At 70.3% G+C, this 13,992-nt stretch carries 12 protein-coding genes and 1 pseudogene; 9 read left to right on the top strand and 4 right to left on the bottom strand.

All coding sequences use genetic code 11. The annotated features are described in order from the left end of the window. Positions 1–116 precede the first annotated feature (116 nt). From AB0B39_RS17425 to AB0B39_RS17390, 8 genes and pseudogenes are all read left to right on the top strand, one after another. On the top strand, positions 117–764 hold the full coding sequence (locus tag AB0B39_RS17425) for a DedA family protein (RefSeq protein ID WP_357574780.1): 648 nt from the start codon (positions 117–119) through the stop codon (positions 762–764). Positions 765–803: 39 nt separating this feature from the next. Then, complete coding sequence (mgtA, locus tag AB0B39_RS17420; protein ID WP_357574779.1) at positions 804–3,344, top strand: magnesium-translocating P-type ATPase; 2,541 nt, start codon at positions 804–806, stop codon at positions 3,342–3,344. A gap of 161 nt (positions 3,345–3,505) precedes the next feature. Continuing rightward, positions 3,506–3,727 carry a hypothetical protein gene (locus AB0B39_RS17415; RefSeq protein WP_357574910.1) on the top strand — a complete coding sequence of 74 codons (222 nt, stop codon included), beginning with the start codon at positions 3,506–3,508 and terminating at the stop codon, positions 3,725–3,727. Between the two features lie 31 nt (positions 3,728–3,758). After that, positions 3,759–3,989: pseudogene (locus AB0B39_RS17410) on the top strand (hypothetical protein); the annotation flags it as partial. Positions 3,990–4,171: 182 nt separating this feature from the next. Next, positions 4,172–5,764 (top strand): cellulase family glycosylhydrolase, encoded by a 1,593-nt coding sequence (locus AB0B39_RS17405; RefSeq protein ID WP_357489409.1) that lies wholly within the window; start codon positions 4,172–4,174, stop codon positions 5,762–5,764. Between the two features lie 142 nt (positions 5,765–5,906). Continuing rightward, positions 5,907–6,257, top strand: coding sequence for a recombinase family protein (locus AB0B39_RS17400; protein ID WP_357490577.1), 351 nt, complete (start codon positions 5,907–5,909; stop codon positions 6,255–6,257). Positions 6,258–6,693: 436 nt separating this feature from the next. Continuing rightward, positions 6,694–7,809: an alkene reductase gene (locus tag AB0B39_RS17395; RefSeq protein ID WP_357489407.1), complete on the top strand. Its 1,116-nt coding sequence runs from the start codon at positions 6,694–6,696 to the stop codon at positions 7,807–7,809. Beyond that, the gene (locus AB0B39_RS17390) at positions 7,779–8,075 is read left to right on the top strand and encodes an antibiotic biosynthesis monooxygenase family protein (RefSeq protein ID WP_357489405.1); all 297 of its coding nucleotides are present in this window, start codon (positions 7,779–7,781) and stop codon (positions 8,073–8,075) included. The genes AB0B39_RS17395 and AB0B39_RS17390 overlap by 31 nt, the downstream gene beginning before the upstream one ends. A gap of 65 nt (positions 8,076–8,140) precedes the next feature. Here AB0B39_RS17390 and AB0B39_RS17385 read toward each other — a convergent pair whose 3' ends face one another. Together AB0B39_RS17385 and AB0B39_RS17380 are read right to left on the bottom strand one after the other, a co-directional pair. Next, complete coding sequence (locus AB0B39_RS17385) at positions 8,141–8,929, bottom strand: SDR family NAD(P)-dependent oxidoreductase (RefSeq protein ID WP_357489403.1); 789 nt, start codon at positions 8,927–8,929, stop codon at positions 8,141–8,143. A 32-nt stretch (positions 8,930–8,961) separates the two neighbouring features. Continuing rightward, entirely contained in the window at positions 8,962–9,882 is a 921-nt protein-coding gene (locus AB0B39_RS17380) for a zinc-binding dehydrogenase (protein ID WP_357489401.1), read from the bottom strand. Between the two features lie 187 nt (positions 9,883–10,069). Between AB0B39_RS17380 and AB0B39_RS17375 the strand changes: the two genes are divergently transcribed. After that, positions 10,070–11,521 carry a BTAD domain-containing putative transcriptional regulator gene (locus AB0B39_RS17375; RefSeq protein ID WP_357489399.1) on the top strand — a complete coding sequence of 484 codons (1,452 nt, stop codon included), beginning with the start codon at positions 10,070–10,072 and terminating at the stop codon, positions 11,519–11,521. Here the strand turns inward: AB0B39_RS17375 and AB0B39_RS17370 are convergent. After that, positions 11,406–12,995 (bottom strand): FAD-dependent monooxygenase, encoded by a 1,590-nt coding sequence (locus AB0B39_RS17370; RefSeq protein ID WP_357489397.1) that lies wholly within the window; start codon positions 12,993–12,995, stop codon positions 11,406–11,408. The genes AB0B39_RS17375 and AB0B39_RS17370 overlap by 116 nt on opposite strands. Beyond that, complete coding sequence (locus AB0B39_RS17365) at positions 12,992–13,969, bottom strand: zinc-binding dehydrogenase (RefSeq protein ID WP_357489395.1); 978 nt, start codon at positions 13,967–13,969, stop codon at positions 12,992–12,994. Before AB0B39_RS17365 ends, AB0B39_RS17370 begins: the two co-directional genes overlap by 4 nt. Between the last annotated feature and the right edge of the window lie 23 nt (positions 13,970–13,992).

Genomic DNA, 13,992 nt, shown 5'->3' with positions numbered 1-13,992 from the left:
TGACAACCCCTCTAGTCCGCGCAGATGCCTGCTGTCGACCCGAACCCTACGGATCGCCGACGCACCGGATGGTGCTATTCGCCACTGGTCAACCTGCCGAGGGCGACAATCGGCGGGTGGTGGAGACGCTCGTCGGGCTGCCGCCGATCCTCGTCCTGACCCTGGTGATCGTCCTGCCGGCCCTGGAGTCCTCGACGCTGCTCGGGTTGGTCGTGCCCGGCGAGACGGCGATCCTGCTCGGCGGGCTGGTGGCCCACAGTGGTTCGCTGCCGCTGTGGGCGGTGGTCGCCGCCGGGACCGCCGGGGCATGCCTCGGTGACCAGGCCGGGTACGCCCTGGGCCGCCGGTACGGCCCAAGCGTGCTCGCTCGCGCCCCGCGCGTGCTGCGGCGGCGCCTCGACCTCGCGCGGGCCCGCCGCCTGGTCGCTCGCCGCGGCGCGTGGGCGGTGGTCACCGGACGCTGGGTGGCGGTGTTGCGGACCGTGGTCCCCTTGATCGCGGGCGCCGGTGGGATGCGGTGGCCTGTCTTCCTCCGGGCGAACCTGACCGGCGGGCTGGCCTGGGCGACAGCCGTGGCGCTGCTGGGCTACGTGGGTGCGGCCTCCTACCGCTATCTGGAGCGGGAACTGGGCATCGGGGAGTGGGCCCTGCTGGCCCTGGTCAGCGCAGTCGTGGCGCTGCGGGTGTGGCGGCGGCGCGGCGTTGACCGGTCGACCGGTGAGCGGCACCGCCAATCGTCCGCGCGCGGTAGGGCGGATCGGTAGCGTCACTCGCGGGGGTGGCCGGCGACCGCGGAGTGCGCAGTGGGGCGAGCAGAGGGTGAGCGCGCGGCCTTTTGGGCCGGCCCGCTGCCGGAGGCCATGGCCGCTGTCGGGGCGTCCGCAGCCGGCCTCACCGGCGAACGCGCCGCCGACCTGCTGCGTGAGCACGGACCCAACCGGGTCGATGCGGGCGCCAGGCGGGGGTGGCGACTCCTGCTGTCGCAGTTCACCAGCCCGATCATCCTGATCCTGATCGCGGCGACCGTGCTGTCGATGGCCGTCGGGGACCTGATCGACGGTGCGATCATCCTGGTCATCGTCGCCGCCAGCGGCGGCCTCGGTTTCTGGCAGGAACACGCCGCCGGGCGGGCCGTCGACGCGTTGCAGGCCCGGGTGCGGGTGAACACCGAGGTGATCCGCGACGGGCGTGAGGTGTCCGTACCGGTCGAGGAGGTCGTCGTCGGTGACCTCGTGGTGCTGCGCGCCGGGAACGTCGTCCCCGCGGACTGCCGGATCGTTGAAGCCGGACGTCTGCAGGTCGACCAGGCGGTGCTCACCGGAGAGTCGTTCCCGGCGGCGAAGTCGAGTGACCCGTCCCCGCCGGGAGCGGAGCTGACCGCACGCGGCAACGCGTTGTGGATGGGCACGCACGTGGCCAGTGGCACCGCCCGCGCGGTGGTGATGCGCACCGGCCGCGACAGCACCTTCGGGGCGGTGTCCCGCCGGGTCGCCGCCCGCCCGGCCAGCACCGGCTTCCAGCGCGGGCTGACCCGCTTCGGGCTGCTGCTCGTACGGATCATGGTGGTCCTGCTGGTCGGTATCTTCGTCGCCAACCTGCTGATGCACCGCCCGGTCATCGACTCCCTGCTGTTCTCCCTCGCCCTGGCCGTCGGGTTGACCCCGCAGATGCTGCCGGCGATCGTCGCGGTCAGCCTCTCTGCCGGCGCCCGCGCGATGGCCGCGCATCGGGTGATCGTCAAACGCCTCGATGTCATCGAGGACTTCGGCGCCATGACCGTGCTCCTGACCGACAAGACCGGCACCCTCACCGCTGGCACGATCACCCTCACCGGGTGCCTCTCGGTCGACGGCGAACCGAACGCGGAGGTGGCGCGGTTCGCCCGGCTCAACGCCGGCCTCCAACGAGGGTTCCCCAACCCCATCGACGCGGCGATCATGGCGGGGCAACCGGCGGCCGATCCGCAGGCGCGCGTCGCCGAGGCACCCTACGATTTCACCCGCCAACGCCTGTCCCTGCTGGTGCGCGACGGCGGGCCGGTCCTGGTCACCAAGGGTGCCCTGCACGCGGTGCTCGACGTCTGCACCACCGCACGCACCGCCGCCGGCGTGGTGCCGCTGGATGAGGTGCGCGACCGCGTTCTGCACCGGTTCACCGAGCTCAGCGACCAGGGAAACCGGGTGCTCGGCCTCGCCGTGCGGCCCATGCCCGGCGCCACCAGCGTCGCCGTCAGCGACGAACGGGAGATGACCCTCGTCGGGCTGCTCGCCTTCCAGGACCCGGCACGCGGCGACGCCGCCGCCGCGATCCGACGGCTCGCCGACATGGGCATCACGGTCCGCCTGGTCACCGGCGACAACCGGCACGCGGCCCGACACGTCGCCGCCGAAGTCGGCCTCGGCGGCGAACCGCTCGTCGGCGCCGACCTCGCCGCCTTTCCCGACGACCAGCTAGCGGACCGGATCGCTGACGTCAACGTCTTCGCCGAGGTGGACCCGTTGCAGAAGGAACGGATCCTGACCGCGCTACGACACCGCAGCGACGTCGTCGGGTTTCTCGGCGACGGCATCAACGACGCCCCCGCACTGCACACCGCCGACGTCGGGATCTCCGTCGACACCGCCGTCGACGTCGCCAAACAAGCCGCGGCGATCGTGCTGCTCGACAAGAACCTCGACGTGATCGCCGACGGCGTCCAACTTGGTCGCCGTACGTTCACCAACACGCTGAAATACATCCGGGTCAACACCAGCGCGTCCTTCGGCAACGTCGTCAGCATGAGCATCGCCACCCTCATGCTGCCCTTCCTGCCGTTGCTGCCCCGTCAGGTCCTGCTACTCAACTTCCTCTCCGACATCCCGTACATCACCCTCTCCACCGATCACGCCGACCCGGAGCAGCTCCAGCACCCCCGCACCGTCGACGTCCGCACCATCCGCGGGTTCATGCTGGTGTATGGGTCGATCAGCATCGCGGTGGACCTCCTCGTGCTCGTCGCCCTGCACTGGTGGTGGCACGTGCCCACCGACGTGTTCCGTGCCGCCTGGTTCGTCCAGTTCACCGCCACCGAGATCATCGTGCTGCTGGTGCTGCGCTCCAACCGGAGCGTCCTGCGCAGCCGCCCCTCCGCGGCGTTGGCCGGCACCGGGCTGCTGCTCATCGCGGTCACCGTCGCGCTGCCGTTCAGCCCCCTCGCCGCGCCACTCGGCCTCGCCCCACTCCCACCGGTCGTGCTGGCGACCCTCGCCGCGCTCACGGCCGTCAACGTCGCCGCCAACGAGACCGCCAAACACCTCGTCCCGCCCGACCCGACCGGTACACGGCGGATGCCCGGGTCGCACTGAAAGACCAGACCGGACGTAGGAAGCGGCCCGAGCCGTCGGCGGGGCAAAGGCCGCCGCGCACCTGGTCCGGGCCGCGAAGGAACAGAGCCTGTCGTTGACAGGCGCCAAGCAGACGATCGCACGCTGCGGTTCACCCCCGGGAGTTGGCCCTAGGCGTGCAGATGCGTCCCGCCGCGGCCGAGTACCAGCAGCAGGTCGCGACCCAGTTGGATCTCGACCTGTCCGTCGCCGAGGGCACCGGGCAGAGCTTCGGTCACCGGCGCCCCCTCGGCCCAGCTGCCGCCCGTGAAGTTCGCTCGCGCCGCAACGCCGCCGCCAGCCGCTACCCGGACGGCTGGTGCCCAAGGTTCGCGGTGGCCCGAGCGCGAACCCTGGCCTGGTGACGGGTGGTGGGGCCGCGCCCCCCCGTTCGACAGTGGTGACCTCCTCCACTTCACGCAGGCGGCAAGCGTCCAGTTCTCCCGCCCGTTCCTCTTCCGGCTCATCCGCGTCCTGGCCGACCGAATCACGTACGACGGGTGGCTCTGGATCGAGGGGTACGAGTTGGACGCCCGGGGCGATGTGGTGGTCCGGCGGCAACTCTTCCTCCAGCCGGCCGGTCTCCGGAAGCTCTCGACGGGCCGGAAGCCTGCCTCCCGCTCTTAACGGATCTCGATAATCCAGATCATCGCAGGGTGGGCGGCAGACGCGCCGCCGGCAACCTTGCCCATTGATCCATGTCCATCTATCCTTTGGCGACCCATCGAATGCCAACGCAGGCAATCGAAATATCGTCGAAGCGCTTCGACAACCCAGCGTGACGGTTGGCTCGAAGACAGGAGATTCTGGTGAAATCCATACTCAGGAAGGTTCAGCTTGCCCTGGTCTCCGGCGTACTGGCGCTGGCCGCATCCGCGACCATGCTGACAGGTTCCGCGTCGGCCGACAGCATGGCCCAATTGAACGCCACCCAGCTCGTCGCCGACATGGGGGCGGGCTGGAATCTGGGGAACGCCCTGGAGGCCAACATCAACGGAATCCCCAGCGAGACGGCATGGGGCAACCCGGTCGTGACGCAGGCGTTCATCGATCGGGTGAAGGCGGCGGGATTCAAGACGATCCGTATCCCGGTCTCCTACCTGGGAAACATCGGGTCGGCACCGGACTACACGATCAACCCCGCCTGGCTGAATCGGATCCAGGAGATCGTCGACTACGCCTACGGTCGCGGCCTGTATGTGCTGATCAACATCCACGGTGACGGCTTCAAGACCGTCACCGGCTCGTGGTTGATCTGCGACTCGTCGAATCAGACGACGATCAGGGACAAGTACCAGAAGGTCTGGCAGCAGATCGCGACCAGGTTCCAGAGCTACGGCGAGCGCCTCATCTTCGAGGCCATGAACGAGGAGTTCGACGGGCAGTACGGCAATCCCACCCAGCCGTGTTACTCGAACATCAACGCGTACAACCAGATCTTCGTTGACACGGTCCGGCGGACCGGCGGGAACAACACCTCGCGTTGGCTGCTCGTCGCCGGCTGGAACACCAACATCGACTACACCGCAGGTAATTACGGCTTCGTGCTGCCGACGGACCAGTACCGATCGCCGTCAGTTCCCGCCGACGAGCAGCGGCTCATGATTTCCGTGCACTACTACGACCCCTGGGACTTCGCCGGCGAGGAGAACGGCACCATCACGCAGTGGGGACCGGCCGCCACCAATCCGGCCCGGAAGTCGACCTGGGGACAGCAGGACCACATGGACGCGCAGCTCAAGAAGATGCGAGACACCTTCGTCTCGCGTGGATACCCGGTGTTCGTCGGTGAGTACGGTTCGGTCGACAAGATGTCGGCCGACTCAACGAACAACAGGTACCGCGCGGACTACGCACGCACGCTGGTGTCCACCGCCAAGAAGTACGGCGCGGCCACCGCCTACTGGGACAACGGCTACAACGGGGCGTACGGGTTCGGGCTGTTTAACCGCAGCAGCGTCACCGTCACCCAGCAGGGCATCATCGACGCCATCATCAGCGCCGTGGGCGGCACCACCCCGACGCCGCCGCCAACCACCGCCCCGCCAACCACCGCCCCGCCGACCACCCGGCCACCGACGACTCCGCCGCCGTCGAATGGGCGGTCCTGTTCGGCATCGTACTCGGTGACCGGTCAGTGGCAGGGCGGCTTCCAGGCCGAGGTGCGGGTGACCGCCGGTGGCTCGGCGATCAACGGTTGGACGGTAACCTGGACGTTCGCGAACGGGCAGCAGGTGACGCAGGCGTGGAGCGCGACGGTGACCAGCAGCGGCACGACGGTCACCGCCCGCAACGTCAGCTACAACGGTTCGATGAGCGCCGGCGGTAGCACGACCTTCGGTTTCCTGGGTTCGTCGAGCGGCACCAACGGCGTACCGTCGTTGTCCTGCGCCGCGAGCTGAGCAGGCCGTGAGCCGACGGGCCGGGCGTCACGGACGCCCGGCCCGACTCGTGCGGGTCGCCAGCCAGCCGAGCGCAGCGGCCCAGCGTTCGGCGAATCGTCAGAAATATGCGGCTTGATCAATTTGAGCGAACCGCGCGGCGATCCTCGCCAACCCTCGCTACACCGGCCGGCAGGTCTGGAACCGGCAATTCGCGCACAACCACACCGATGCCAGCCGCTCGCAGCGAGATCCCATCCGGCGGAACCCGACCGCGGACTGGGTGGTCTCCACGCAACAGGCCCACACCGCGCTGGTCAGTGAGCAGGACTTCGTCGCCGTCCAGGCCGTCCGCTCCCACCGGAGCGCCCACGACGGCACCACCCGCCGCTACCTGTTCACCGGTCTACTGCGCTGCGGACCCTGCGGACGACGATTGGAATCCCGGTGGATCAATCAACGCCCCGGCTACCGATGCCGCCACGGGCACACCAGCACGCAACCAGCCCTCTAATCACCGGCGCAAGATCCTCTATCTCAGAGAAGACCACATCATCGCGAGACTCGCCGACCATCCCCGCCTCGCCAGCGCCATCCAGAGCACACGACCTGGTCACGCTCCTGCGCAGCAGCAAGATCACCATCGTCTGCGACCAGGAACACTGCACGCCAATCACAGAAAAATCCGCGCAGGGCACCCAGCGCGGATCATGATCTATATGTGCCAATGATGTGTCCGAGGGCAACACGACCCACTGCCCCACCGACGTTGACGCTCGGCGCAACTCTCCAGCTCGCGCAAGCCCAGCCGTGGAGGTGACCTCTTCGGGTTCGCCGAGGAGGTCACCAGGCTGCAGGCTGGACAGGCGTTGCCCGTGGGACCGCTGTCCCAGATCACGCCTTCAGCAGGCCTCCACGGGTTCTCGACCGGACCTGGTGACCATCGGGGTATGCCGACACTTTTCGAGCCGGTTCAGCTGGGTCGCCTGCGGCTACCCAGCCGGATCGTGATGGCGCCGATGGGCCGCGGGCGAGCCGACCAGCGAGGGACGCCACTGCCCTACGTTGCCGAGTACTACGCCCAGCGTGCTGCGGCCGGCCTCATCGTCAGCGAGGCCACCAGTCCGGCTCCACGCGCGGCCGGTCACGCGTACGGGATGCAGTGGCACTCCGCCGCGGACACCGAGGCCTGGACCGCGGTGTCCGCGGCCGTGCAGGCAGCCGGCGGACGTATGGTGCTGCAGATCATGCACGCCGGCAGGATCGGTCATCCCGGCCTCTACGGTCACCAACCGCTGGGCCCCTCTCCGGTGGGCGCTGCCGGCATGGCTCGGACGTACGACGGTCCGCGCCCATACCCTGTACCCAGAGAGATGTCGCCGGCCGACATCGCGGACGCGATCGAGGACGTCGTCCGGTGCGCCCGCGCGGCGATCGCGGCCGGCTTCGAGGGCGTCGAGCTGCACGGCGCCAACGGGTACCTGGTCCATCAGTTCCTCTCCGCCACGGTGAATCGACGCACCGACGGCTACGGCGGTCCCCCGCATCACCGGGTACGGTTCGCCGTCGAGCTGCTGGAGGCGGTCGCCGCCGCGATCGGCGCGGACCGGGTCGGACTGCGGCTGTCCCCCGGGTTCGGCCTCAACGACATGAGCGAACCTGATGCCGAGGTCGTCTACCCGGCCCTGCTCGACGCGCTTCGGCCAATCGATCCGGCGTACCTGCACCTGGTCCATGGCTCTGATCCCGCCCTGGTCCGGGCGGTTCGGGCGGGGTGGGCCGGACCGATCATCGTGAACCCGGGCACGGGTGACCTCGATCCGGACGCCACCGCGAGCGTCGTGGCGGACGCGCTGGCCGCCGGGTTCGACGCGGTCTCCTTCGGCAAACAGTTCCTCGCGAACCCCGACCTGCCGCGCCGCCTGGCCGACGGCACGGGCCTGAACCGGCCGGACCCGACGACCTTCTACCAGGGCGGCCGGCAGGGCTACGTCGACTACCCGACCGCCGACATCACCCAAGGAGAGGCGACGCCATGGTCGTTTTCGTCAACAAGCTCACGCTGATCGGTGCCGCGGAGGATCTGGAGAGTCGCTACGCCAAGGTCGCCGAGTACATGCGGACCCGCCCCGGGCTGGTGAGTTACGTCTTGAGCCGTTCCCAGAAGGATCCGTCGACGTACTACAACATTGCCGAGTGGACCGACGAGGAGTCGTTCCGCAAGGCGCTGCAGGAGCCGGAGTTCCGCAGTCGGCTGGACCGGCTGACCGGCATCATCAAGGGTGAACCGCACCTGACCGAGCCCGTCCTGCGTTACGACGCGACCAACTGACAGCACACGCGGCGGCCGTCCGGGGCACCTTTCCCGGACGGCCTCCGCGTGCGGACGGTCGACGATCAGTAGTTGCCCAGACCACCACAAACGTTGACCGCCTGGGCGGTCATCGAGGCTGCCGTGTCGGTGACCAGGTAACCGACGAGCCCGGCAACCTCCTCGGGCGTCGAGTAGCGCCCGAGCGGGATCTTTGCCTGGAAACGTTCCAGCACCGCGCCCTCGGTCACACCCCAGTGCGCGGCGTATCCCTGACGGACCCGGACGGCCATCGGCGTCTCCACATAGCCCGGGCACACCGCGTTGACGGTGATCCCGCTACCAGCCAGTTCGAACCCGAGCGCCTTGGTGAACCCGACCACGCCGTGCTTGGCGGCGGTGTACGGAGCGGCGAGCGCCACGCCCTGTTTGCCGGCGGTGGAGGCGACGTTGATGATGCGTCCCCAGCCCTGCTCCCGGATGCCACCGGCTCGAAGCACTTCGCGGGTCACCCGGAAGGTGGCGGTGAGGTTGGTGGCGAGCACGTCGTCCCAGAGCGCGTCGTCGAGGTCGGCCGTGACTCCGCCGCCGGATCGGCCGGCGTTGTTGACCAGTACGGTGATCGGTCCGAATCGGTCCACGGCGGCGGCGACGAGCCGGCTGACGTCTTCGGTGGATCGGACGTCGGCCACGGCGCCGTCGACGTCCAGGCCACGGCCGCGGAGTTTGTCGGTGATCGTGGCGACCTGCTCGGCGTCGCGGGCGCAGAAGAAGGTCGGGCGGCCGCTCTCGGCCAGGGTCTCGACCACGGCCAGGCCGATACCGCTCGTGCCGCCGGTGACCAGGGCGGCGCCGTGGCTCGTCGATTGCGTCATCGTGGTGTCTGTCCTCTCTCGGGGTGGTGATGTCACAGGCCGAGTACGACCCGACCGGTGACCTGGCGCTCCAGTAGTGCCTCGATCGCTGAGTCGGCGTCCGTCCAGTCGGCGCGCAGCCCGACGTGCGGTCGTAGACGGCCGTCGGCGACGAGGCCGAACAGCGTTGCCAGGTCCTTGGCGGCTGGGCGGCGCTCGATCTCGTCTAGCAGGAAGAGGTGCTCCAGGCGTACGCCGGCGCGGGCGTGCCCCCAGTCCGGTGGCAGGATCAGGTCGGCCCGGACGGTGTTGCCGAAGACCACCGCCACGCCACCAGCGCGCAGTTTGACGAACGCGTCGCGGAAGACGGTCCCGCCGACGCTGTCGACCACCACATCGACCGTCTCGTCGGGCGGTGCCGCGTAACCCGCGTGGATCCGATGGCCCCGCTCGATCAGGTGCCGGCCTCGTTCCGGTGTGCCGGTCCACCCCAGCGCCGCCGCTCCGGCTGCGGCGGCCAGGTCCGCCACGAATCCGCCGACACCACCGCTGGCACCGGTTACCAGCACCGAGCGGCCGAGCAGCCACCCGGCCCGCTGCAGGGCGTACAGCGCCGTGAGGCCGGCTACCGGTACCGCCGCCGCGATGGCCGGCTCGATACCGTCGGGCAGTGCCGCGATGCGGTCGGTGCGAACGGCGCAGAGCTGGGCCCAGCCGGTCGAGGCCGCCAGTCCGGCGACGGGCGTGCCGGGCGGTGGGCCGGTGCCGTCCGCAGCCGCTTGGACGACCGTGCCGGCGACGTCCAGACCAAGCTGGGCTCCCGGTGGGCGGCGGGCGGCGAGCAGCAGGTCGGCCCGGTTGACCGCGACGGCCCGGACCTCGATCAGCGCTTCGCCGGGAGCGGGGCGCGGGTCGGGCAGCGATTCCAGATGGATTCCGTGGGACACGTCCGCGGACGTAACGAATGCCTTCACAAGGTCCTCCCTCTCGGTCCCTTCGTACCGGCGGGTTCTGGAGGCACGGTGGAGAACGGCCCGTGAGACCGGCATCACGGCTGACCGCGTTGCCAGGCTCGGATCGGCGCGGGCAGGATGAGCCGGGAACACAAAGGGCGATCGCGAGACAACGTTGCGCAACCGACTGTCCAACGGGGAGGACTCGGTGATCGACTTTCGCCTTCTCGGCGCGTTGGACGTCACACTCGACGGAGTCCGGTTGCCGGTACGCGCTCCGAAGCAGCGCGCTCTCCTGGTGACCTTGTTGATGCGGGCCAACGACGAGGTGCCGATGGATGAGCTCTACTGGCGCCTGTGGGATCAGCGGCCACCGGCGGTGCCGGCGGCGGCGCTCCATGTCCACGTCGCACGGTTGCGAGCAGCGATCGGCGACCGTAGCGGGACGACCGAGCGCCCGGGCTGGCCCCGGGTTCGCTCGCTCGGCGGTGGATACCTGCTGCAGACGCCACCCGAGACCGTGGATCTGTTCCGGTTCCGCAGCGCCGCTCAGGAAGCACTGCGGGCCCGGCAGCTCGGCGATACGAACAGCGAGCTGACGCACATCCGGGCAGCCCTGGAAGAGTGGCGCGACGGCCCTCCCGGAGGGACGGCGATCGCCTCACTCGCCGCCGTCCCCTCCCTCGCCACCGAAGCCGGGCCGGCACTGATCGAGGAACGGTTGCGGCTACTCGAGCGACGGTTCGAACTCGAGGCGTATCCGCCCGGCGAGCTCGTGCCGCGCCTGCGTGCTCTGGTCGCCCTGCACCCGACGCGCGAGCGGCCATGGGCCCTGCTCGTGTCCGCGCTGCGTCGAGCCGGCGACCGCCAGGCGGCGATGGCCGCGTACGAGGAGGCTGCCGCGACCCTCCGGACCCGGCTGGGCCTGGCACCGGGGCCGGAGCTCGCCGCCGAATACCGGCGGATCGCCGGCGACCACTGGCACGCGCGGACCGATGTGCCCGCACCGGCCGCCCACCGGACCCTGCACGGCGATGGATGGGCCGCGGTCATCGATGCCCTGACCAGTCGACACGACGGCACCGCGCTGCCGCTGGTCTGCCTGGCCGGGCCGGCCGGAGCGGAGCGGACCACGGATCTCGTCGCGCTGGCCCGACAGCTCCGCGAGGAGTTTCCGGACGGCCAGTGGTACGTGCGGCTGACCGACCCCGACGGGCGGCCCCGCGATCCGGGCCGGTTGCTGGCCCGGCTACTGCGATTGTCCGGTGCGACGCCCGACGCCATTCCGGCGGGCAGGCGGCACCTGGTCAACGCCTATCGGGCCCGGCTCACCGACCGGCGCGTGCTTCTCCTGTTGGACGACGCCCGTGACGCCGAGCAGGTACGGGACCTGCTTCCGGGCTCGTCTCGGTGTGCCGTGGTCACCGTCGGCGACGACGTACGCCCCGAACTGGTGGCCCTGCACGGCGCCCGGTCGATCGACCCGGACGATAGCGACGGAGCCGGGCCGTGCCGGCGCCGTCGCCGTCGGCGGAACTCCTTGCTCACCGTCGCAGGACAGCCCGTAGAACCTCCTCCAGCCGAGCACCGGGATCATCCACCAGGTCAGGCGTCCGCCATGCGACGAAGCGGTCGGGGCGCACCAACGAGGCGCCGGTAGGTCCAACTCCGTAGCGGGCCGGGAAGTGCTCGGCCGTGATGGTGTGCACCGTGAGGGGAACGCCGAGACGCTCGGCGGTGCGGATCGCGGGTGCGTTCCAGCCTTCGCCCGCCGCGCCGGTCAGCAGCACGAAGCCGGAGCCGAACAGCGCTGTCGTCGATGACGCGGCGCCCTCCGGGGTGACCAGCGGTAGGTAGGCAGCCCGCGACCCGGGCCGGCCCGTCGCCGAGGCAGGGTCTTCCACCAGCGCACCGTCCTCGCCGGGTTCCGTCAGCACGGCTCCCGAGGGGTAGCGGTAGCCAAAGGCCAGCACCGTCGGCGGCAGCGGTTCGGGAACGTCGTCGTCGCGTAGTTCCGGCGCTACCCGTTCGACGAGGTTGGCGAACTGCTGCTCGACCAACAGCCGGGCGTACGGTCGACGTTCGGTCTCGAAGGTGCGCAGGAGGTCGGGGCCGGCCCAGCCCTGTAGCACGGCGGCGAGCCGCCAGCCCAGGTAGAGCCCGTCCAGGATCGCGGTGTTGCCGCCCAGCCCGCCGGTCGGCGGCATCACGTGGGCGGCGTCACCAGCCAGGAGTATCCGGTCCGACTGGAACCGTTCGGCAACGCCGCAGGCGATCGACGTCTCACCGGACTCGACGATGTCCAGGGGTACGTCCTCGCCGAGCCCGAGATCCGCCGCGATCTGCCGGACGACCCCGTCCGCGGAGCTGTGCCAGCCCTCGGGAAGCTCGGGCGCCAGGTGGCGGAAGTAGCCGTACAGTCCGGGTATCTCGGTATTGAACAGCACCGCGCGGCCGATGTGGAACGCCGCGAAGCGGGAGCTGTCGGCAGCCCCCGGGGTGTGCGCGAGTGGCTCGCGGAGGTCCGCTTTGAACAGCACTCGCAGGACCTGGCCGACCACACCCCTGCCCTGCAGTGAAATGCCGAGCGCCTCGCGGACCGGGCTGCGCCAGCCGTCCGCGGCCACCACGTATCGCGCCCGGATCCGGTACCTCCTGCCGGTGTCCACCTCCTCGACATGAGCGGTGACACCGTCGGCGTCCTGGGCGAGACCGAGCAGCCTGGTGCCGAAGCGCAGCTCGGCCCCGACTTCCTGCGCACGCTCAGCCAGCGCCCGTTCCGCACCGGACTGGCTCGCGGTGCACCACTCCTCCGCGGACACGTGGCGCATGCTGAGTTCCCTGCCACTGACCAGGGTACGGATGACCGGCCCGGCCAGCCGGGGCGCGAGGACCATGCTGAACTCGCTGCGGTCCGGGCGGCTCAGCTCATGGATCCGCTCGGCCACGCCGGCGATGCGCAACGCCTCCATGGTGTGCGGGTACTGCCCGGTCGCCTTGACGGCGGTGGAGGTGCCCGGGCGGCGTTCCACGACCAGCGGACTGATGCCGTGCCGGCCCGCGAAGATCGCTGTGCTCAGGCCGGCCGGTCCGGCCCCGACCACCAGGAGGGGCCGATGCTCGACGGCGGTCACGGGACGAGCACCACGCGGCCGAGCTGACGGCGGTCCTCGATGAGCCGGTGGGCCTGGGCCGCCTCCTCCAGGGGAAGGACCGTGTGAACGGCGACCCGCAACCGGCCGTCACGCACCAGTTCGGTCAGCTCCCGTTGGTTGCGGGCTGCTTCCTTCGGTGCGGCGGCGAGCCAGGCGTCGAGGGCCGTACCGACGACGGTCCGCAGGCCGAGCAGATCGGTCAGCGTGACCCGGCCGGCCTCGCCCGAGGCACCCGCGAATCCGTAGTAGACGAGCCGGCCGAACGGGTTGAGCAGAGCGATGCTCGGCGACAGGACCGCGCCTTCCACGCTGTCGAGGACCACGTCGACGCCGGCGCCGCCGGTGGCCGCACGGACGTGGTCGGGCCAGTCCGGCCGCGAGTAGTCCACGACGGCGTCGGCGCCGTGGTCACGGACGAAATCCGCCTTTGCCGGCGAGCCGACGCCGCCGATCACCAGGCCCGCCCCGCGCAGCCGGGCCAGTTGGGTGACGAGGTGGCCGATCGCGCCGGCGGCGGCGTGCACCAGCACCGTCTCACCGCGGGAAAGCCGGCCGACGCTCAGCACGCTCGCGGCGACCTGGGCCGTCGAGGCGAGAGCGGTGGCGACCGGTGCCGGAACATCGTCCGGCACCAGCACCGCCTGGGTGTCACCGACCAGCACCAGATCGGCGTACGCGTCGGTCACGCCCCAGGCGGCCAACCGGTCACCGACGGCGAAACGGTGTGCGCCGGGCCCGGCTGCGACGACCCGGCCGACCACGTCACCGTGCGGTGCCCTGGGCACCGGGGACGGGAAGGGCGCCGTACCGGAGCGCAGCTGGGTCTCGATGAAGTTGACCCCGACCGCCTCGACCTGGACCAGGAGCTGACCGTCGCCGGGCACCGGTTCCTGTGCCTTGTCGACGGTCAGCACCTCCGGACCACCGTGCTCGTAGTAACGGATGACACGCATGCGGGTATCCCTTCCGTTGCCGC

The sequence above is a fragment of the Micromonospora sp. NPDC049114 genome (assembly GCF_040648635.1).
Classification (GTDB): domain Bacteria; phylum Actinomycetota; class Actinomycetes; order Mycobacteriales; family Micromonosporaceae; genus Micromonospora.
Note: the sequence above shows the minus strand (reverse complement) of the source record. Positions and strands in the feature narration are given on the sequence as shown.

Coding starts and splice junctions, on each gene's coding strand:
- AB0B39_RS17390 (WP_357489405.1), top strand. CDS start 7,779: ATGGTCGTTTTCGTCAACAAGCTCACGCTGATCGGTGCCGCGGAGGAT.
- AB0B39_RS17365 (WP_357489395.1), bottom strand. CDS start 13,969: ATGCGTGTCATCCGTTACTACGAGCACGGTGGTCCGGAGGTGCTGACC.
- AB0B39_RS17415 (WP_357574910.1), top strand. CDS start 3,506: ATGCGTCCCGCCGCGGCCGAGTACCAGCAGCAGGTCGCGACCCAGTTG.
- AB0B39_RS17395 (WP_357489407.1), top strand. CDS start 6,694: ATGCCGACACTTTTCGAGCCGGTTCAGCTGGGTCGCCTGCGGCTACCC.
- AB0B39_RS17385 (WP_357489403.1), bottom strand. CDS start 8,929: ATGACGCAATCGACGAGCCACGGCGCCGCCCTGGTCACCGGCGGCACG.